The following is a 17,292-nucleotide window of genomic DNA, read 5'->3' on the forward strand; positions in this document are numbered from 1 at the left end:
GCCGCTTCATTTATTTTAAGAAAACATCAAGATGTGTATTAAGTGCACCCTTAATTAATAAGCTGATTGCTATCAATAGGGTAAAAACAGCAAAGATGAGTTGGACATTGGGGCCGCTCATTTTTTTGCCTAAGAGTTGTCCAAGTAATAAGCCAACTAGCGCAGCTAGAGAGAATGGTGCAGCAACGATGAGATTAAGGTTGCCGGAAGCGGCGGAGAATATAGCGCCACCACCAGTGACAATCGCGAGCACTCCAAGCGAGGTTGCTACGATGGACTTCACGGGTAGGTCTGTGTAACGTTTCAGGGCTGGAACAATAATGAAGCCACCACCAACCCCTAATAGGCCGGATAAAAAACCTGCAAGACTGCCGGAGAGCGTGAGTGCGCGGGCGCAAGGCATAGTCCACTGAAGTTTTCCGATCTCTGGATGAATTAAACAAGGTGGAGGTTTACGATTGGGCTCAGAAATGCCTTTCAGTTCATTGCGAGCTTGGCTCAGTAAGCGAATGGCAACATACAAGAGAATTAGGCTAAATAGGATCTGCAGGGGCGCATTAGGAATTTGGGGTGCGAGCCAAAGGCCCAATGGCGAAAGTGCCAAACCAAAAATCGCCATAAACCCAGCTGCTTTGTAGCGCAAGATCTTGTTTTTGAGACCCAAGATGGCTCCAATGCTAGAGGCAAGAGCTACGGCGCACAGTGCAATAGGGGCTGCTTCAGCAATGGGTAATCCCAAAAAGAAGACCAGGAGTGGGACAGACAAGATACCACCCCCAGCGCCGGTCAGGCCCATAAGGATGCCCACTAGGATGCCTAGCGCTGGGCTGATGAGGTTTGCGTAGTCCATTGCAATTTATTTTATATTAATATAGTATATAAATATATATTATATTTATTCGACAGGAAAATATCGTGAACTCAAAACATAGGCCACTCATTAAGGACTTTTTCGACCCAGAAACTTGGACCTATACCTATGTAGTTTATGAGGGTGAAGGCAGTCCTTGCGTCATTATTGATTCAGTCATGAACTATGACCCTAAATCAGGCAGAACCACCACTAAGTCTGCTGATGAAGTCATTGCCTTCGTGAAGGCGCATCAGCTCCAAGTCACTTGGATTCTGGAGACCCATGCCCATGCAGACCATTTAACCGCTGCCCTCTACTTGCAAAGTCACTTAGGTGGCAAATTGGTTATCGGCGATCACATTGCTCATGTACAGAAGGTATTTAAAGGGGTTTTCAATTTAGATGAGCACTTTAAAGTGGATGGCACTCAGTTCGATCAATTGCTCAAAGAGGGCGAGTCACTCCCTTTTGGAAACCTGTCTTTAAAAGCCCTTTTTGTACCAGGCCACACCCCAGCTTGCATGGCTTATGAAATCGGTGATGCGATCTTTGTAGGTGATACCTTATTTATGCCGGATGTCGGCACAGCCCGTTGTGATTTCCCAGGCGGTGATGCAAAGACGCTGTATCGCTCGATTCAGAAGATCTTGTCCTGTCCTGGCGAGACAAAGCTATATATGTGCCATGACTATCCACCAAATAACAGACCTGCGACTGGTGTTACCACTGTCGCTGATGAGAAGGCAAACAATATTCATGTGCATGATGGTGTAACTGAGGAGCAATTCGTGGCGATGCGTACCGCACGAGATAAAACCCTAGATATGCCAACATTAATATTGCCTTCTATTCAGGTCAATATTCGAGCTGGCCATTTTCCTGAAGCGGATAGCAATGGCGTTGCTTATCTCAAAATTCCATTGAATGCACTCTGATTGGAATATGACGATGAATATGCCTATCTCGAAAGCCGAATTAAAGAAGATGCAGTCATCTGCAGATGATGCTTGCAGGCTGATGAAGGTCTTATCTAACCGAGATCGCATGATGCTCTTATGCGAAATCGGCCAAGCGGAAAAATGCGTTAGTGAGCTAGAGACTGCCTTAGATTTACATCAACCCACGCTCTCGCAACAGCTCACTGTGTTACGTAAAGAAAAGCTGGTCAAAACACGTAGAGATGGTAAGCAAATTTACTACTCCCTATCAAGCCAGGTTGCTGTAGCAGTCATGAGTTTGCTCTACAAGCATTACTGTAAGAAGTAATTGCCAGGAATCATTTAATTGTTTTTAAAGGGAGTTCAATATGAAATGTAACGTCGGCGGTATCGATCGTATCTTAAGAATCTCAGTAGGCATTGTGCTTGTTGCGCTTGCAGCCAACGGTATTGTAGGTTGGTGGGGCTGGCTTGGGCTAATTCCTTTAGCTACTGGAATTTTCCGTTTCTGCCCAGCCTATCCATTATTGAGAATCAATTCTTGCGGAACTTCATCTGGAAAAGATTCTTGCTGTAATTAAGTTTCTTTAGTTTGATTAAGGCGTATTGAGAAATAACACTCAATGCGCCTTATTGCCATCTAGCGCTCACACTTTTTGGTAAAAACCCCATGCAGTAAAAATATGGCAAAGAAGGCAATGCCAATCACCCAGTGGCTTGTGATGATAGCATCTCGAATTACTTCTGGCCCGTAATACAACAAGACCCCCGTTAGTAATAAAGCACTTAAAAAGGCTAATTGGCTAAGGCCACTCCACAACTTTCGCCTGGACTTGAGGCCTGCCTTCAGGTGAAATGGGAAAATGGAGCCCAGTGCCATCGTGGCCACCATAGCAGCAATGCCGTGCCACATTAATACGGAGTGGGCACCCAATACAGCGCGTTCAATATGAAATTCGTGGCCAATTAAATAGGCTGTGCCAGTAAGGGAGCAACTCAACATCGCAATCAGTACAAAATATCTTTGCCAGGCCGGCATTTTGCCAAGGCGACTGGAATTTTTCATGAGGCAAGGGCGTTGGGGATTTTGATAGCTTGGGCAGAAAAATGACTCAAGCAGGGGTGTTGGGTATCCCCAGAAATGCTTACTACCTTGGTTAAGGCATCTGCGTAGACACATTGATTTGCGATCACTGAGTAAGACTCTGAAAATTCAAGATGCTCTTGATTGAAGGGATTGACCATATAGCTTTTGGCATCAGCATCGCGCTTTGAAAAATAGAGGCTGCTAGTTGCGATCGCACCCTTCCTGATGTTGCCAATCTGTATGAGTTCATGGGGATTTGCTGGATTACGAATGTGAATGTCTTGACTGCAATCGCCAAAAACTCGTAAATCCCCACCAGCATTAACGGATCCTGATTGGATACCGCCAGCTAATAAGATCTCCACTGCCCTGTCCACAGCATAGCCTTTAGCAATCCCCCCAAGATCAAGGCAGAGTGGGACCGTGGAGTACACCAAGTTTGGCTCGAGAAATAGGACATCTTCAATGCCTCCAAATGCATGAGCACCCAAGCAGACATGCTTGGGAAGTAGGTCTGCCTCTACTAATAGGTGCCCAACTCCGCAATTAAATAGGCCATTTGATAGTTGGAAAATGTCTTTGGCAATCGAAAGCACCTCAGCAGTCCAGGGGTGGATTTGAAGAGGCTCTAAATATGAGCTGGCATTTACTTGAGAAAGCTCGCTCTCAGGATTATGAAAGCCCATTAAGGATTGCACTTGCTCAATGGCTAGGAAGGCTTCGTTAAGTACTTTCGAAGATTGCAATTCATCCTCAATTCTGATTTCTACGAAGGTACCTAAAAGCGGCTTGCAGCGAATCATTTTGCTTTTGGAATTGAGGTTTGATGTTTTAAGGCGATGTCGTATAAGACGGCAACCCGCTTGACGCCATCAGTCAGATGTTTACAAGAAAGGGTGGCGCCACCGATGTTTTGGATATCCTTGTTCAGCTTAATGGGGTCCGCAGCCGTTTTGCCAATAAATTGTTGCCGCCACTGGTCTTCTGCCACTTCGTAGCCATAGGATTCAACATATTCCAGAACCTCGATTCCAGTCACCGCGCCTGATGGGCTGAGTGCCACTGCATAGGTAATCATTTCATGTTTGCCAACCACCTCATCTACGATGAACCAACTTCCATCAGACACCTTCCAAATGCGATCACCTTGAAAGGGGTGGCGAATGCTTGAAGCGGCACGCATTTTGTCTTGTAACTCATCGGTGATGATGATGGGATTTTTCGCTAGAGGCTTATTTGGTGCGAGTATCTTTTGGGCTTGCTCAATGGATACATAAATCTTGGCATGTGCAACTATCGGTGTTGTTACTGCAACAAGGCCAATGATGAGTAGGGGGTTAGCTTTCCAGTTCATGCTCTCTTCCTTAGTTCAAAGGAAATCCAACTTTGACAATGAATTCATTAACAGAGTGGCTATCCCAAACTCGGGCATTGGAGCATTCTGCTTCTCCGCCACCCATGCAATTCCCACCCTTTAACTGATAGCGCCATGCGCCAGTAACCCACCAGTCTTTTGCGGCGTAGTGCATGTTTGGTCCAACAAAGGTTGCTCGCTGTACTTGATTTCGTAAATTCAATTCTGAGTAGTCATTGTGAAAGCGCGCTTCAACACCGGCAGACCATTTGGGTGCAAATCGGTAACTAGCCCCTACAAGAAAATCGAGCATAGATTCGGGAACGTTCCCGTTCTCTATAAATTTCAAACGCTCATTTGCTACTACTACGTTGCCCGCTAAGACTAGGCGATCATCAATAAAATTGGATTGCAATAACAGCCGAGCCTCAATTTCATCTTTGTTTCTACCCCAGGTGGGCTCTAGATATAGTCCCACTCCAACAGGAGATGTCACTGGATTGGTGAGTCGATAAATGGCCTCTAAGGAGCCGCCCTCAATACCACTTTTTCTATAGGGGGTAGCGGGATCATGGCTAGATGGCACTCCATATCCACCTGTGCAACTTGCGGCATCACCACAAGCCTCAGGGTTGGTGTAATTTTGATTTGCACTGGTGTAATAAGAGTTGATGTAGCCAGCGATTTGCAAATCATTAGTTACGCCATATTCAAGCTCAGTTCTAGCAGTCCAGGCATCGTAGGTACCTGCAGCTTGCTGTTTATTGAGTTGTAAGCGCTGCTCAAACTCGAGCTTTCCTTTTGGCTGGAGATCGAGGGTGTAAATCCACCCAAACGCACCTTCGCCCGCATTGGCGAATGAGAAGTGCAAGGCGGTGGCTAATAGGATGCTGAAGGCTACGAGTCTTTTGATGGTCAGTTTCATGGTGATGGTAGTTGGTGAATGAAAGTTATTGAGAATGATTCTCAATATACAGTAAATGAGAATAATTCTCAATTGAGAAAATGACCCTGTTTAGCTTGGTGTTGAGATTTGACTGAGAACTTGCTGGGGCTTGTAAGATCAGGGCTATGGATTCAGAAGCCCTAGTGAAGCTGGTCACGATGAAGATGCCTTTTGGCAAGCATGCTGGCCGCGCGCTTGCAGACTTGCCTGGAAATTATTTGGCGTGGTTTGCGCGCGAAGGTTTTCCTCAGGGCGAGCTTGGTCAGTTGCTGGAGCTAATGCACACCCTGGATCACAATGGCTTGAGAGGTTTGTTAGCCCCGATTCAGAGGGCTCATGGAATTTCTGCTCGCACTCGCGAACAGTAGACTTACTTTGAGTGCACTATCGCCACGACACGATTGCGTTCGTAGCTCACATTGGGTGAATCGGGTGGACTGCTTTGCGAGAGCCTGACCTGCATGTGAGTTTGCGCCTCAATCTCCTGTGCCAGACTCTGAGCCAACTGGAGATTGCGGTCATATTGCAGCTCTATGCTGGCAACCCTTCCCGCCTTGATATTGGAGATAATTGCTGAAATCTTTTCGGGTGAGTATTGATCAAAAAAGATCGGATACCAGCCACCCAGTGCTTGTCTAGAATCAGTTGCGCCTTTATCAACTTGCGCAAGAGGCTTGTTTTCACTATTTTCTACAGGCAAATGAAAGTCGATACCAGTTTTCTGAATCAGTTCGGCATAAGAGATTGGTGGATGCATTTGAGCTGCATCAGTATTTTCAACCCAATAAGCCCAAGCCAATTTTTTACTGGGGTCATAGACCAGTTTATAGAGATGACTTGGAATGGTGACCTTACTTTTACCAATGCTGCCGGCATGACCGGTTGAGCCGGTAAAGACATAGACATCACCTTGCGCCCGCTTGATATACATCCGGGTAGGCTCTTCGACCCGCTTTGCCCAGATGCCTTGATTATTTTGCCTAGCCTGCGGCATCATATTTGCCAGGGAAAATGACTGTGCCATCCCTCGTTCGCGCGTCATATCACCAGCCGGTACGTTGTGTCCCCGGTCATAGCCACTGCCCCGATAGTCGGCCAGTAGGGCGCGTTCATTGATAGGCAGTCTAGCTTCTTCGTAAAACTGATTGGTGCGCCGGGGGCGAGGCGCTTGAAGTTGCTCACCATTTAACTTTTCGACGGTATAGATGGGCTTTTTATCCGCAGGGGAGTAATAGATTGCAAAATCATCAAAGCAAAGGTCTCGCCCTACCTGGGAAGTGCTGGGTATTTGCTGGGATGGGAAAAGATCTTTGCATTGATCGAAGAGGGCGGATGCGCTTAGTGGCAGCCAAAGCGAGCTCAATACGAAAAGTTTTACTAGGAAATTCATTGCATCTCAGTGTAATGAGTGTTCGTCATCAGGCGCTTAAAGTATTGCGCCTATTGTGTGATCGGATTAGCTCTAGAGCTAGTACTGATCAGGGTTTTAGAGCCCAAGGCCTCAACTATCGAAGGGCTTGTAAAGCATGAAGGTCAATGGATCTGCAGTTTGATTCAATGATTCAGATAACACTACCTGTAGAAAATAAAGGTGCTGCAAATACTAGATGTATGGGTTTGCAGCTCTTGCAGAAGCTCTGAAAGAGTAAAAAACTTGGATTTTCGGCACTTTCTTATGATATGAAATAAGTACACACTAACTTTTATAAGTTATTGAATTTAAACAATAAAATATTAAAAATCAGGAGCTGACTATAGGGGAGGCTTATTTCAAGACCTATAAGTTATTGAAATACCTTTCTTTATTCTTGACTTGATATAAGAACCTTCTTAGGATGGCTCATGTTTTTTACTTATTGCATTGCAACATAAATCAGAAGGTTGATTTTAGGTGTGGTGCAAGACCATGAATGATTAAATGTTTTTCTGCAGATTCGAGTGACTTACAACTAGCCCAGCCAGAAGGCGGTAAGGCTTTTCAGTTGTTGACTCATGCACTTTCACCCGTCTCTCGGGTGTTCAATGGTTTATTGATCGTGACGGTTTTCATGATCGTGGGGCTCTGGCTCTCCGGCAATGGCACTCAAGCGGGTGCATTTGATTTGGCTCGTATCTTGGTTCCAGATGAAGCTCGTCAGATGGTTTGGCAAAACGGTTTTGGCGTGGGTGATCAGTATCAAGATGAGACTGCAAAGGCCCTGGCCGATAAAGAAATCGCCAATGTGATTTATGGCAAGGCTTCAACCGACTCTCATGTCGGTCTGACCAGTGCTAGACAGCAAACAGTAGCCCTCCTGATGCCATCAGTAGCTCATGCACAGGTGAAGCCAATCTCCCACTTATCGGATCGCATTCCAGTTTCAAAAATAGATCCACAGGCACTTGATTCCAAATTAATGACGTCGATTCAAAATCAACGCGCAGTAGCTGACTTCTTTGAGAAGAAATACAGGCTAGATCGCGCCAAGATTGAAGAGTATGTATCTAACGCGGTATTGATTGCAAAAGAAGTCAATATTGATCCAGTCCTATTGCTTGCCGTGATCTCCGTGGAATCCAACTTCAACCCACTCAGCAAAAGTCATGCAGGTGCTGAAGGCTTGATGCAGGTGATGACCGCAATTCACCAAGATAAATATGCCCTGTATGGTGGGGCAAGTGAAGCAGTTAAGCCAGAAGTGAATATTCGGATAGGTGCTTATATCTTGAAGTATTTGATAGCGACTAGTGGCTCATTGCGTAATGGCTTGAAATACTATGTTGGTGCGGCAAATGCAGAGCATGATGGCGGCTATACCGATAAAGTCATGGCTGAGAGAAATCGTTTGATTGGTTTGTGCCAACCAACCACGCAAAGTAAATTAACTTTGAATGGTAAAGATTTGCGCTCCTAGACCATCGAGTTTTTCTTTGGAAAAAAATAAAGGCCACTCAGTTACATTGAGTGGCCTTATTACTTGCAGATGCAGCTTTCGAATTAATTGACTCCGTGCAGTTCTACATCAAATACCAACGTTGCATTTGGGGGAATTACACCACCAGCCCCACGTGCACCATAGCCCATTTCGCAAGGGATGATCAGGGTGCGCTTACCGCCAATCTTCATGCCTTGAACGCCCTGGTCCCAGCCTTTAATGACATGGCCCGCGCCTAAAGGAAAGCTAAAGAGTTGGCCGCGGTCTAAGGAGCTATCAAACTTCTGACCTTTGTGGTCAGGAGCTTTCTCATCAAAAAGCCACCCGGTGTAATGCACATCTACATGATTGCCAGCAGTTGCTTCTTTGCCATCGCCAACAACGGTATCTATCTTTTGCAGTTCGCTCACGTTTATCTCCCTCTTTAGCTGAAATTGAAGGGCTAGTATATTCTGAGCGTAATCTTTTTGTTCGAGCAAACTCACATGACAAACTTTTGGCCCCATTCTGCGTACCAAACCCTGACGGTGGGCTCGGACAATCAATTGCTGGTGACGGATGATTTTCTGCGTACTTACTTATTGCGCCCAGAGTTAAATCTCGTTCCTGAATCCTGCGATGCAGAGCGAGCATTGCATCAACGTTTAAGTGAGAACCCTCGTGCCGTCATTTCTGATCAAGATATTGCTGCAATGGCAGATCCAGATATCCAGGTGAACTATCAAGTTTGGCTGAGGTATCGAGCCAAGTTATTGGCAGCTAGTTCTTTGGAAAACTTCTACATGAGTTTGTTTAAGGGTGAAGGTGTAGATGTTCCACCGCTATTTATTGCTCAGTTGGCGCAAATATTTATTCGCCATATTTTGGGCGAAGATTGCCATCCTTTAGATGCTCGCATGGGCGAGATCTTCTTTCGGACTCAGAAGATCACCGTGCTAGAAGACGGTGTCGTGATGGGTGCGGATGATGAGGTGGTCACGCGCAATGCGCAGGCAGGGGAGACTGGCAACATTCTGGATCTCCTGAAGAATAAGTCGATGTCGATGCGCTCGATTGATTTAGATGTGCTGCATGAAGAAAATGCCGATCTTTACTGGGAGAAAAGCGAGGACCATGACTTTGCGATTCAACTGAATTTTGGCCAAGCACCCATTAATCATTTTTGTCGCGTCCTTGAAAAATGGGTGCAACACTTTTTAGGTGCTCAGGTACGCGTTACTCCAATGCAGCAAATCAGTGATCCCAAATGGTCTTGGCATGTTGGTCTAGATGCTGCTGCAAGCGATATTCTCAATAAGCTCTACAAAAAAGAGCCTGTAGATGCGGATGAGCTTGAGAGGGTGATCTGTTTATTCCGCCTCGACTTTATCGATGAGGCTGCTGTGACTCAATCGCAGGCTGGAAAACCGGTTTATATGGCTATTGCTATGAATGATGAAAAGCAACTCAAGCTGAAGCCACAAAACCTGCTCTTCAATTTACCTTTAGCTAAAGCTTCCTAATTTCTTGCGATTGGCGCTAAGCCAAATCAAGGCGCCAGCTGTGACGGCAACTGGAAGTAGTGAGCCCCAGTTCAGAATATTCCAGCCCTGCGAGGTAATGAGTGCCCCAGAGCCAAAAGAGGTAAACGCCATAGTGCCGAACACAAAGAAGTTAATTGCCGCCTGAGCTTTGTCGCGCTCTTCCGGTCGGTAAGCTGTCATCGCCAATGAGGTCGAGCCGGTAAATAAAAAGTTCCAACCAACGCCCAATAAAAATAGGGCAATTAAGAATTGATGCAAGTCGGTACCAGAAAGTGCGATGGCAATGCACAAGAGGTTGAGGATGACACCAACACCCATGATCTTGAGGGTGCCAAAGCGTTGAATGAGTGAACCAGTAAAAAATCCAGGCGCGAACATTCCGATTACGTGCCACTCTAAAACCAGGGCAGTATCAGAGAAGGGTAGACCACAAATTTGCATAGCGAGTGGAGTTGCTGCCATCAGGAGGTTCATGACGCCATAACCCAGGGATGCGCCGATCACTGCAACCATAAAGACGGGCTGGCTAAGAATGGTCTTCAGATCTCTGCCATCGGACAGTGAATGCCGCGTCTTGAATTCTTCTGGAAAGTGGATGAATTGCATTACGATGATGCCAATCAAGCCAGCTATCGAAAGGGTGAGATAGGCACCCAAAAATGCAGTATCAAAGAAGTCCTTGGTCCAAGAGGCAAGGTTGGGTCCAATGACGGCGCCAAGGATTCCGCCAGCCAGCACCCAAGAGACCGCCTTATCCCTCTGGCTGACAACAGTCAGCTCAGCAGCAGCAAACCGATAGAGTTGTCCATTAGCGCTGTAATAGCCTGCAATAAAGGTGCCCAGCACCAAGAGCCAGAAATTCTTAGAAATGGCGGCATAGGCGCAAAGAAGGGCGGATAAGACTGCTACCAATAGGCCCAGCTGAAAAGAAAGCTTCCGACCAAAGTAATTTTGAGTTTTGGCGACGATTGAGGTGGAGAAGGCTCCGCCAACAACATAGCCCATGACGGGTAGGGTGGCCATCCAGGCGACTGGGCTCAGACTCAGGCCAACTAGGCCATTAATGGCAATAAAGGTCACATTATTGGTCAAAAACAAGCCCTGACAGAGGATCAGCAGGACCAGGTTTTTATTGAGCAGGGGGTGCTTATGGGTCATCCGCCACAGTTTACGATCTAAGTGCACATTGGCTCGGCTCGGTGGATTCCCTTAAATTGACCCACTTCGGCCAATTTGGGGCTTAAATCCCCTCAAATTGCTGGGGTCGATGATTTAAAATAGATATCTCGGTCCAGTGCGTGAATTACACCTAAGACAGCCAAAAGCGCCTGAAGTGTTGCGTGCGGAATGCGAGAGTGGTTCGGTAAAGGCCGAGCCCTAATATTTATCCATATCGAGGAAACATCAATGGCTTCAGAGAAATCAAAGATCATTTACACGCTGACAGACGAAGCGCCTTTATTGGCGACCTGTGCATTTTTACCAATCATTCGCACATTTACAGCACCGGCTGGAGTGCAGGTTGTAGAAAGCGACATTTCTGTTGCGGCACGTATCTTGGCAGAGTTCTCTGATTGCTTAACTGCCGAACAGAAAGTTCCTGATAATTTAGCCGAGCTGGGTCGCATGACTTTATTGCCGGATACCAACATCATCAAGCTGCCGAATATCAGTGCCTCAGTGCCTCAGTTGCTCGCAGCTATCAAGGAATTGCAGTCTAAGGGTTACAAGATCCCTGATTTTCCAGAAGATCCTAAAGACGATGCTGAAAAAGCGATTCGCACCCGTTATTCCAAATGCTTGGGTAGTGCAGTAAACCCAGTATTGCGCGAAGGTAACTCTGATCGTCGCGCACCGAATGCAGTAAAGCGTTATGCCCGCAAGAACCCACACTCTATGGGTGAGTGGAGCCAAGCCTCCCGTACACACGTATCCCATATGCATGGTGGCGACTTCTACGCAGGTGAGAAGTCAATGACCATGACGAAGGCATGTGATGTGAAGATGGATTTGGTAACGAAGAGTGGCAAGACCATTGTTCTCAAGCCAAAAGTCTCTTTACTTGCTGGTGAAATTATCGACAGCATGTACATGAGCAAGAAAGCGCTCTGCGAGTTCTACGAAAAAGAAATCGAAGATGCTTACAAGACTGGCATGATGTTGTCCTTGCACGTGAAGGCAACTATGATGAAGGTATCCCACCCGATCGTGTTCGGCCATGCAGTCAAGATTTTCTACAAAGATGCATTTGAAAAGCACGGTAAATTGTTTGAAGAGTTGGGCGTTAATCCAAACAACGGAATGAGCAGCTTGTATGACAAGATCAAAACCTTGCCAGAATCTAAGCGCGAAGAAATCATTCAAGACTTGCACGCTTGCCATGAGCACCGTCCTGCATTGGCGATGGTGGATTCTGCTAAAGGCATTACCAACCTCCATTCACCAAGTGATGTGATTGTAGATGCATCCATGCCAGCCATGATTCGTGTTGGTGGCAAGATGTGGGGCGCGGATGGTCGTTTGCATGACACGAAGGCAGTGATTCCAGAAAGTACTTTCGCCCGTATCTACCAAGAGATGATTAACTTCTGTAAGACTCACGGTAACTTTGATCCAAAAACCATGGGCACAGTGCCAAACGTGGGCTTGATGGCTCAGCAGGCTGAAGAGTACGGCTCACATGACAAGACCTTCGAGATTCCTGAAGCTGGTGTTGCCCGCATTGTTGCAGATGACGGCACAGTCTTGCTCGAACAGAATGTGGAAGAGGGCGATATCTGGCGTATGTGTCAGGTTAAAGATGCTCCGATTCGTGACTGGGTCAAGTTGGCAGTAAACCGTGCACGCCTTTCTAATACTCCAGCAGTATTCTGGTTAGATGAGTACCGTCCACACGAAGCTGAGTTGATCAAAAAGGTGCAAACCTATTTGAAGGATTACGACTTAACTGGCGTAGATATTCAGATCATGTCTCAGACTCGTGCAATGCGCTTTACATTAGAGCGTGTGATTCGTGGCAAAGATACGATTTCTGTAACAGGTAATATTTTGCGTGATTACCTCACTGACTTGTTCCCAATTATGGAACTTGGCACTAGCGCCAAGATGTTGTCTATTGTGCCTTTGATGGCAGGTGGTGGCCTCTTTGAAACTGGTGCCGGTGGTTCTGCTCCTAAGCATGTTCAACAATTGCTTGAAGAGAATCATTTGCGTTGGGATTCTTTGGGTGAGTTCTTGGCCTTGGCTGTTTCATTGGAGGATATTGGCGACAAGACCAACAATCCAAAAGTGAAGATTTTGGCTCGCACTCTAGATGAAGCAACTGGTACATTGCTAGACAACAATAAGTCACCATCACCACGCACTGGTGAGTTGGATAACCGCGGTAGCCAGTTCTACTTGGCGATGTACTGGGCTCAAGCCTTAGCTGCGCAAACCGAAGACAAAGAGCTACAAGCGCACTTTGCTCCGATCGCAAAAGCATTGACTGAGAACGAGCAAAAGATTATTGACGAACTCAAAGCGGTACAAGGTAAGCCAGCTGATATTGGCGGCTACTTCATGCCTGACCAAGCTAAGTTCAAAGCAGTAATGTGCCCAAGCGCAACATTGAACGAAATCTTGAAGAAAGCGGCAGTAGCTTAAGCTTGTTTTACTTCACTTAGTGAAGTTCGCAATATGAAAAAGGCAAACCAGTAGGTTTGCCTTTTTTCTTGCTCTCAGATCTTTTTTAAATCGTTCAGCTTGGTGCTCCTCTAATGGCTCTAGGCATTCATGTACTGATCTTCTTGGTAAGTGCTTACCCATTGCGGCCTATAAATTAACAACATAGCCAACAACATACCGGAGAGCGAGCCCTCCATAAATGACAGAATGAGTAAGCCTAAAAACCAACCCACCGGATCATTGCTAGCAAATGAGGTGATATTGAATGCTTGTTGTAGGCCGTAGATTAAGACGCCGGTCGCAAAGGTGCTCAGAAAAGCTGCCAAATAACCATGCCCCAAAATCAGAATAAATAAATGCTTGGGCAGCAGTCGATCCACTGCCTTAATTACGCAGTAAGCAAAGATGGCGGGAATGACGCTCACCATGACATAGTGCTGAGTGGCCTCTACCAAGTCACCACTGACGCTTAAGACCCCAACTAGGGATACGATAAAGAGCAGTGTGATCGCACTCCAGAAGCCAAACAAAGCAACCAGTAATGAAGCACCAAAAAAGTGGAAGGATAGATCGATTAAGTTATCGAGATTGCTATTCGGTAGGTGGGCGCGAATATTCCAAGCGACAGCCAGCAGAAGAATGCAGACCAAAAAGAGGTTACGAAGACGGGGTTGAAGTAGAACCCCTTGGCGACTTTGATACACGCCTAACAGGAAAATGGCACATGCCACTAGGATCCAGGCCATATTGCCCTTTCAGGGTAAATAAACCCTCATTTGAACTCCGTATGAGCTAGTCAGCTATTGGATGTAACCCTATTACCCAATGAGGGGCTGAGCAATAAATTGCCAACCGTAGGAGAATGTCTCTAAGTTCAATTTTTCACAATGTAGCCCAAAAGGTATTTATGCGCACCCATCTGCCGAAGTTACTTGCCAGTGAAATCACCCCTAAGGCAGTTTTTGAGGGGCGCAGAGACTTGATTAAAAGTGCCGCTGCTGGAGCCTTTGGCTTGGCACTTGCGCCCTGGTTCTCACGCGAGGCTCTTGCAAGCAGCCCGCAAAAGTTAATCGCAACACCGAACCCAAACTTCATTCTCAAAGATGAATCTACCGGCTATCAATATGTTACGGGCTACAACAATTTTTACGAGTTTGGTACCGAGAAATCGGATCCCGCTGCCAATACGGGCTCTTTGCAGACCCGTCCATGGACTGTCACGATTGAGGGTTTAGTCAAAAAACCAGTCACCTTGGATATTGATACTCTTCTAAAACTGGCTCCAATGGAAGAGCGGGTTTATCGGATGCGCTGTGTTGAAGGCTGGTCTATGGTGATTCCTTGGGATGGTTACTCGCTCTCTAAGTTGCTAAATTATGTTCAGCCATTGGGTTCAGCAAAGTTCGTTGAGTTTATTTCACTCGCAGATCGCAAACAAATGCCTGGCTTAAGGAGTCAAATCATTGATTGGCCCTATCGTGAAGGCTTGCGTTTAGATGAGGCCATGAACCCATTGACGCTCTTGACATTTGGTTTGTACGGCGAAGTATTGCCCAAGCAAAATGGTGCTCCGGTTCGAATCGTGGTGCCCTGGAAATATGGCTTTAAGAGTGCTAAGTCGATTGTCACAATTCGTTTGACTGAAGAGATGCCTAAGACTAGCTGGAGTCAGTTTGATGCACGAGAGTATGGCTTTTATTCTAACGTCAATCCTTTAGTCAATCATCCTCGATGGAGCCAAGCAACTGAACGTCGGATTGGCGATTTCAAAGCAGCCTTCGCACCCAAAATGAAAACGCAAATGTTTAATGGTTATGCTGATCAAGTTGCCAGTATGTATACCGGCATGGACTTGAAGAAATTCTACTAATTGATCTTAGACGCTTGGTTTTCATGAAGGTATTGGTTTTTCTGCTGGCACTACTGCCCTTAGGGCGACTAATCTGGCTGGGTTTCAATGATGGCTTAGGTGCCAATCCAGTTGAATTGATTACCCGTTCAACGGGTACTTGGGCATTAGTCTTTTTGTGCTTGACCTTAGCGATGACGCCATTGCGCTTGCTGACGAATACTGCGGCTTGGATTCGGTATCGCAGGATGTTGGGCCTATTTAGCTTTTTCTATGCCTGTCTGCATTTTGGGATTTGGCTTTGGCTAGATCAGGATTTTGATTTGGTTGAGATGCTCAAGGATGTGGTGAAGCGACCATTTATCACTATGGGTTTCATTAGCTTTGTTCTGTTGATTCCGCTAGCACTGACATCCACCCATTGGGCTCAAAGAAAATTAGCTCGTCGATGGGCTCAACTGCATCGACTTATTTATTTCATTGCCTGCACTGTGATCCTTCACTATTGGTGGCATAAAGCCGGTAAGAATGATCTTGATACGGTAACAATTTATGCGATCGTTTTGGTATTGCTGTTATCTTGTAGGATTCCTTATATCCGCAAGCTCTTAAGCAAGCAATTCACTATTTAAGATCATTAATCCCATGACATCGTTTTCATCATTTCGTGCTTCATTTATTTCCACATTGGGTTTTCTGTTGATTTGCCTTGGATCTGTCCAGGCTAACGCTCAGCAAGCTGATCAGGCTGTCAAAACCATAGCCTCCTTAGATGTTCCGCGCTACCTAGGAACTTGGTACGAGATTGCCAAGTTTCCAAACTGGTTTCAGAAGAAATGCGTTTCTAATACCAAGGCTGTATATTCTGCTAAACCTGATGGCAACCTGCGAGTGCTCAATAGCTGCAAAACTGCAAGCGGAGAGACTTCGGAAGCAGAAGGCTTAACTCGCCAAATTGGTGTCAAGGACTCACCAAAGTTAGAGGTGCGTTTTGCTCCTGAGTGGCTTTCATTTCTGCCTATGGTCTGGGGTGATTACTGGGTGATCGATTTGGATCCTCAATATCAAGTGGCAGCTGTCAGTGATCCGAGAAGAGAATACCTTTGGGTTTTATCGAGAACACCTCAAATTGATCCAACAGTCTATGCTGATTTATTGCAGCGCCTAAAGCAGCAGCAATTTGATATTCAAAAGCTCGAACTCACTTCCCAGAAGAACTAAGGTGTCTGAAAGGCGCATTGGCAATTATTGCCTCCCACCTGGAATTGAAATCTTCGAGCGTGGTTGGTTATCAGCGAATAATATTTTTTTATTTTGTGAAGATGATGTTTCCCTTGTTGATAGCGGGTATTGCACACATCAGCAAATGACGGTGGATTTGGTTTCCTATGCACTCAAGCAACACAATTTAAGCAGTCTCAATAAATTAGTTAATACACATCTGCACTCAGATCATTGTGGTGGCAATGCAGCGCTATCACAAGAGTTTGATTGCGAGATCTGGATACCAGAAGCTGAGGCAATTGCTGTGCAAGACTGGGATGAAAATTTACTCAGCTTTCAGCAATTGGGACAGGAGTGCCCGCAGTTTACTCACCATGATCTACTCGTGCCTGGCAAAGAAATTAATTTAGGTCCTTATCGTTGGCAAATTCTTGCGGCTCCTGGTCATGACAACCATTCAGTCATGCTCTATCAAGCGCAACATCAAATCTTGATCTCTGCCGATGCCTTATGGGAGGAGGGCTTTGGAGTCATCTTTCCTGAGCTCTGGGGTGAGGGTGGCTTTGAAGGAGTGGTGCAGACCTTAGAGTTAATTGAAGAGCTTCCAGTTGCCTTGGTGATACCAGGACATGGAAAACCTTTTACTGATGTAAAGAAGTCGATCGACACTGCAAAATCTCGGCTTGACTATCTTTCAGGCGACGCTGAACGTAATGCGCGTCACGGTGCCAAGGTGCTGCTCAAGTACAAGTTGTTGGAGTGGCGCAGTAAAGAGATGTCAGTGGTCAAGAGCTGGATTGCAGGTACGCCAGCACTAGAGAGTATTCGTAAGCAAATGAATCTCTGTAGCGAGGATTTTGAAGATTGGCTGATACAAGCTTTAGTGAAATCGAAGGCAGCGGCAATTGAGAGTGATCGTTTAATGAATCTTGACTGA

Annotated in this window: 20 protein-coding genes; 11 read left to right on the forward strand and 9 right to left on the reverse strand. The window is 46.1% G+C overall.

Going from position 1 to position 17,292, the window contains the following annotated elements; genetic code table 11:
- Nucleotides 1-10: 10 nt before the first annotated feature.
- The gene (locus A2X74_RS05795; RefSeq protein WP_293624365.1) at nt 11-850 is read right to left on the reverse strand and encodes a sulfite exporter TauE/SafE family protein; all 840 of its coding nucleotides are present in this window, start codon (nt 848-850) and stop codon (nt 11-13) included.
- Nucleotides 851-915: 65 nt separating this feature from the next.
- Here A2X74_RS05795 and A2X74_RS05800 point away from each other — a divergent pair, with 65 nt between their 5' ends.
- Genes A2X74_RS05800 through A2X74_RS05810 form a run of 3 tightly spaced genes read left to right on the forward strand, consistent with a single transcriptional unit; the run spans nt 916 to nt 2,372 of the window.
- Nucleotides 916-1,788 (forward strand): MBL fold metallo-hydrolase, encoded by an 873-nt coding sequence (locus A2X74_RS05800; RefSeq protein WP_293624367.1) that lies wholly within the window; start codon nt 916-918, stop codon nt 1,786-1,788.
- Nucleotides 1,789-1,807: 19 nt separating this feature from the next.
- Entirely contained in the window at nt 1,808-2,119 is a 312-nt protein-coding gene (locus A2X74_RS05805) for a metalloregulator ArsR/SmtB family transcription factor (protein WP_293624467.1), read from the forward strand.
- Between the two features lie 40 nt (nt 2,120-2,159).
- Nucleotides 2,160-2,372, forward strand: coding sequence for a DUF2892 domain-containing protein (locus A2X74_RS05810; protein ID WP_293624369.1), 213 nt, complete (start codon nt 2,160-2,162; stop codon nt 2,370-2,372).
- A 59-nt stretch (nt 2,373-2,431) separates the two neighbouring features.
- On the opposite strand, the gene A2X74_RS05815 is transcribed toward A2X74_RS05810, so the two are convergent.
- From A2X74_RS05815 to A2X74_RS05830, 4 genes are read right to left on the reverse strand one after another with little or no spacing between them, the layout of a single operon-like run.
- Nucleotides 2,432-2,857, reverse strand: coding sequence for a hypothetical protein (locus A2X74_RS05815; protein ID WP_293624371.1), 426 nt, complete (start codon nt 2,855-2,857; stop codon nt 2,432-2,434).
- Entirely contained in the window at nt 2,854-3,681 is an 828-nt protein-coding gene (locus A2X74_RS05820; protein WP_293624373.1) for an FAD:protein FMN transferase, read from the reverse strand. Before A2X74_RS05820 ends, A2X74_RS05815 begins: the two co-directional genes overlap by 4 nt.
- The gene (locus tag A2X74_RS05825) at nt 3,678-4,232 is read right to left on the reverse strand and encodes an FMN-binding protein (RefSeq protein ID WP_293624375.1); all 555 of its coding nucleotides are present in this window, start codon (nt 4,230-4,232) and stop codon (nt 3,678-3,680) included. The genes A2X74_RS05820 and A2X74_RS05825 overlap by 4 nt, the downstream gene beginning before the upstream one ends.
- A gap of 10 nt (nt 4,233-4,242) precedes the next feature.
- On the reverse strand, nt 4,243-5,157 hold the full coding sequence (locus A2X74_RS05830; RefSeq protein ID WP_293624377.1) for a DUF6662 family protein: 915 nt from the start codon (nt 5,155-5,157) through the stop codon (nt 4,243-4,245).
- Between the two features lie 146 nt (nt 5,158-5,303).
- Between A2X74_RS05830 and A2X74_RS05835 the strand changes: the two genes are divergently transcribed.
- Nucleotides 5,304-5,546: a DUF3820 family protein gene (locus tag A2X74_RS05835; protein WP_114652078.1), complete on the forward strand. Its 243-nt coding sequence runs from the start codon at nt 5,304-5,306 to the stop codon at nt 5,544-5,546.
- A gap of 2 nt (nt 5,547-5,548) precedes the next feature.
- Here A2X74_RS05835 and A2X74_RS05840 read toward each other — a convergent pair whose 3' ends face one another.
- Nucleotides 5,549-6,568, reverse strand: coding sequence for a DNA/RNA non-specific endonuclease (locus tag A2X74_RS05840; RefSeq protein ID WP_293624379.1), 1,020 nt, complete (start codon nt 6,566-6,568; stop codon nt 5,549-5,551).
- Nucleotides 6,569-7,088: 520 nt separating this feature from the next.
- Between A2X74_RS05840 and A2X74_RS05845 the strand changes: the two genes are divergently transcribed.
- Nucleotides 7,089-8,072: a lytic transglycosylase domain-containing protein gene (locus A2X74_RS05845; protein ID WP_293624381.1), complete on the forward strand. Its 984-nt coding sequence runs from the start codon at nt 7,089-7,091 to the stop codon at nt 8,070-8,072.
- Between the two features lie 83 nt (nt 8,073-8,155).
- On the opposite strand, the gene A2X74_RS05850 is transcribed toward A2X74_RS05845, so the two are convergent.
- Nucleotides 8,156-8,503 carry an FKBP-type peptidyl-prolyl cis-trans isomerase gene (locus A2X74_RS05850; protein WP_293624383.1) on the reverse strand — a complete coding sequence of 116 codons (348 nt, stop codon included), beginning with the start codon at nt 8,501-8,503 and terminating at the stop codon, nt 8,156-8,158.
- A 75-nt stretch (nt 8,504-8,578) separates the two neighbouring features.
- Between A2X74_RS05850 and A2X74_RS05855 the strand changes: the two genes are divergently transcribed.
- Nucleotides 8,579-9,595, forward strand: coding sequence for a DUF6352 family protein (locus A2X74_RS05855; RefSeq protein ID WP_293624385.1), 1,017 nt, complete (start codon nt 8,579-8,581; stop codon nt 9,593-9,595).
- Here the strand turns inward: A2X74_RS05855 and A2X74_RS05860 are convergent.
- Nucleotides 9,578-10,774 (reverse strand): MFS transporter, encoded by a 1,197-nt coding sequence (locus A2X74_RS05860; RefSeq protein WP_293624469.1) that lies wholly within the window; start codon nt 10,772-10,774, stop codon nt 9,578-9,580. The genes A2X74_RS05855 and A2X74_RS05860 overlap by 18 nt on opposite strands.
- A gap of 249 nt (nt 10,775-11,023) precedes the next feature.
- Here A2X74_RS05860 and A2X74_RS05865 point away from each other — a divergent pair, with 249 nt between their 5' ends.
- Nucleotides 11,024-13,261 (forward strand): NADP-dependent isocitrate dehydrogenase, encoded by a 2,238-nt coding sequence (locus A2X74_RS05865; RefSeq protein WP_293624387.1) that lies wholly within the window; start codon nt 11,024-11,026, stop codon nt 13,259-13,261.
- 119 nt (nt 13,262-13,380) lie between these two features.
- Here the strand turns inward: A2X74_RS05865 and A2X74_RS05870 are convergent, their stop codons facing one another.
- A complete protein-coding gene (locus A2X74_RS05870; RefSeq protein WP_293624389.1) occupies nt 13,381-14,028 on the reverse strand; it encodes an energy-coupling factor ABC transporter permease in 648 nt (215 codons plus the stop codon).
- Between the two features lie 161 nt (nt 14,029-14,189).
- Between A2X74_RS05870 and msrP the strand changes: the two genes are divergently transcribed.
- Genes msrP through A2X74_RS05890 form a run of 4 tightly spaced genes read left to right on the forward strand, consistent with a single transcriptional unit; the run spans nt 14,190 to nt 17,292 of the window.
- Nucleotides 14,190-15,152 carry a protein-methionine-sulfoxide reductase catalytic subunit MsrP gene (msrP, locus tag A2X74_RS05875; protein ID WP_293624391.1) on the forward strand — a complete coding sequence of 321 codons (963 nt, stop codon included), beginning with the start codon at nt 14,190-14,192 and terminating at the stop codon, nt 15,150-15,152.
- 23 nt (nt 15,153-15,175) lie between these two features.
- Nucleotides 15,176-15,763: a protein-methionine-sulfoxide reductase heme-binding subunit MsrQ gene (locus A2X74_RS05880; RefSeq protein ID WP_293624393.1), complete on the forward strand. Its 588-nt coding sequence runs from the start codon at nt 15,176-15,178 to the stop codon at nt 15,761-15,763.
- Nucleotides 15,764-15,776: 13 nt separating this feature from the next.
- Entirely contained in the window at nt 15,777-16,352 is a 576-nt protein-coding gene (locus A2X74_RS05885; protein ID WP_293624395.1) for a lipocalin family protein, read from the forward strand.
- Nucleotide 16,353: 1 nt separating this feature from the next.
- A complete protein-coding gene (locus tag A2X74_RS05890) occupies nt 16,354-17,292 on the forward strand; it encodes an MBL fold metallo-hydrolase (RefSeq protein ID WP_293624397.1) in 939 nt (312 codons plus the stop codon).

The organism is Polynucleobacter sp. GWA2_45_21 (assembly GCF_001830325.1).
Lineage (GTDB): Bacteria > Pseudomonadota > Gammaproteobacteria > Burkholderiales > Burkholderiaceae > Polynucleobacter.

Bases quoted from the DNA above. Each gene is read 5' to 3' on its own strand.
- A2X74_RS05795 (WP_293624365.1), bottom strand. From the start codon at position 850: ATGGACTACGCAAACCTCATCAGCCCAGCGCTAGGCATCCTAGTGGGC.
- A2X74_RS05865 (WP_293624387.1), top strand. From the start codon at position 11,024: ATGGCTTCAGAGAAATCAAAGATCATTTACACGCTGACAGACGAAGCG.
- A2X74_RS05840 (WP_293624379.1), bottom strand. From the start codon at position 6,568: ATGAATTTCCTAGTAAAACTTTTCGTATTGAGCTCGCTTTGGCTGCCA.
- A2X74_RS05815 (WP_293624371.1), bottom strand. From the start codon at position 2,857: ATGAAAAATTCCAGTCGCCTTGGCAAAATGCCGGCCTGGCAAAGATAT.
- A2X74_RS05820 (WP_293624373.1), bottom strand. From the start codon at position 3,681: ATGATTCGCTGCAAGCCGCTTTTAGGTACCTTCGTAGAAATCAGAATT.
- A2X74_RS05855 (WP_293624385.1), top strand. From the start codon at position 8,579: ATGACAAACTTTTGGCCCCATTCTGCGTACCAAACCCTGACGGTGGGC.
- msrP (WP_293624391.1), top strand. From the start codon at position 14,190: ATGCGCACCCATCTGCCGAAGTTACTTGCCAGTGAAATCACCCCTAAG.
- A2X74_RS05885 (WP_293624395.1), top strand. From the start codon at position 15,777: ATGACATCGTTTTCATCATTTCGTGCTTCATTTATTTCCACATTGGGT.
- A2X74_RS05880 (WP_293624393.1), top strand. From the start codon at position 15,176: ATGAAGGTATTGGTTTTTCTGCTGGCACTACTGCCCTTAGGGCGACTA.
- A2X74_RS05870 (WP_293624389.1), bottom strand. From the start codon at position 14,028: ATGGCCTGGATCCTAGTGGCATGTGCCATTTTCCTGTTAGGCGTGTAT.
- A2X74_RS05805 (WP_293624467.1), top strand. From the start codon at position 1,808: ATGCCTATCTCGAAAGCCGAATTAAAGAAGATGCAGTCATCTGCAGAT.
- A2X74_RS05830 (WP_293624377.1), bottom strand. From the start codon at position 5,157: ATGAAACTGACCATCAAAAGACTCGTAGCCTTCAGCATCCTATTAGCC.
- A2X74_RS05860 (WP_293624469.1), bottom strand. From the start codon at position 10,774: ATGACCCATAAGCACCCCCTGCTCAATAAAAACCTGGTCCTGCTGATC.
- A2X74_RS05825 (WP_293624375.1), bottom strand. From the start codon at position 4,232: ATGAACTGGAAAGCTAACCCCCTACTCATCATTGGCCTTGTTGCAGTA.
- A2X74_RS05845 (WP_293624381.1), top strand. From the start codon at position 7,089: ATGATTAAATGTTTTTCTGCAGATTCGAGTGACTTACAACTAGCCCAG.
- A2X74_RS05810 (WP_293624369.1), top strand. From the start codon at position 2,160: ATGAAATGTAACGTCGGCGGTATCGATCGTATCTTAAGAATCTCAGTA.
- A2X74_RS05835 (WP_114652078.1), top strand. From the start codon at position 5,304: ATGGATTCAGAAGCCCTAGTGAAGCTGGTCACGATGAAGATGCCTTTT.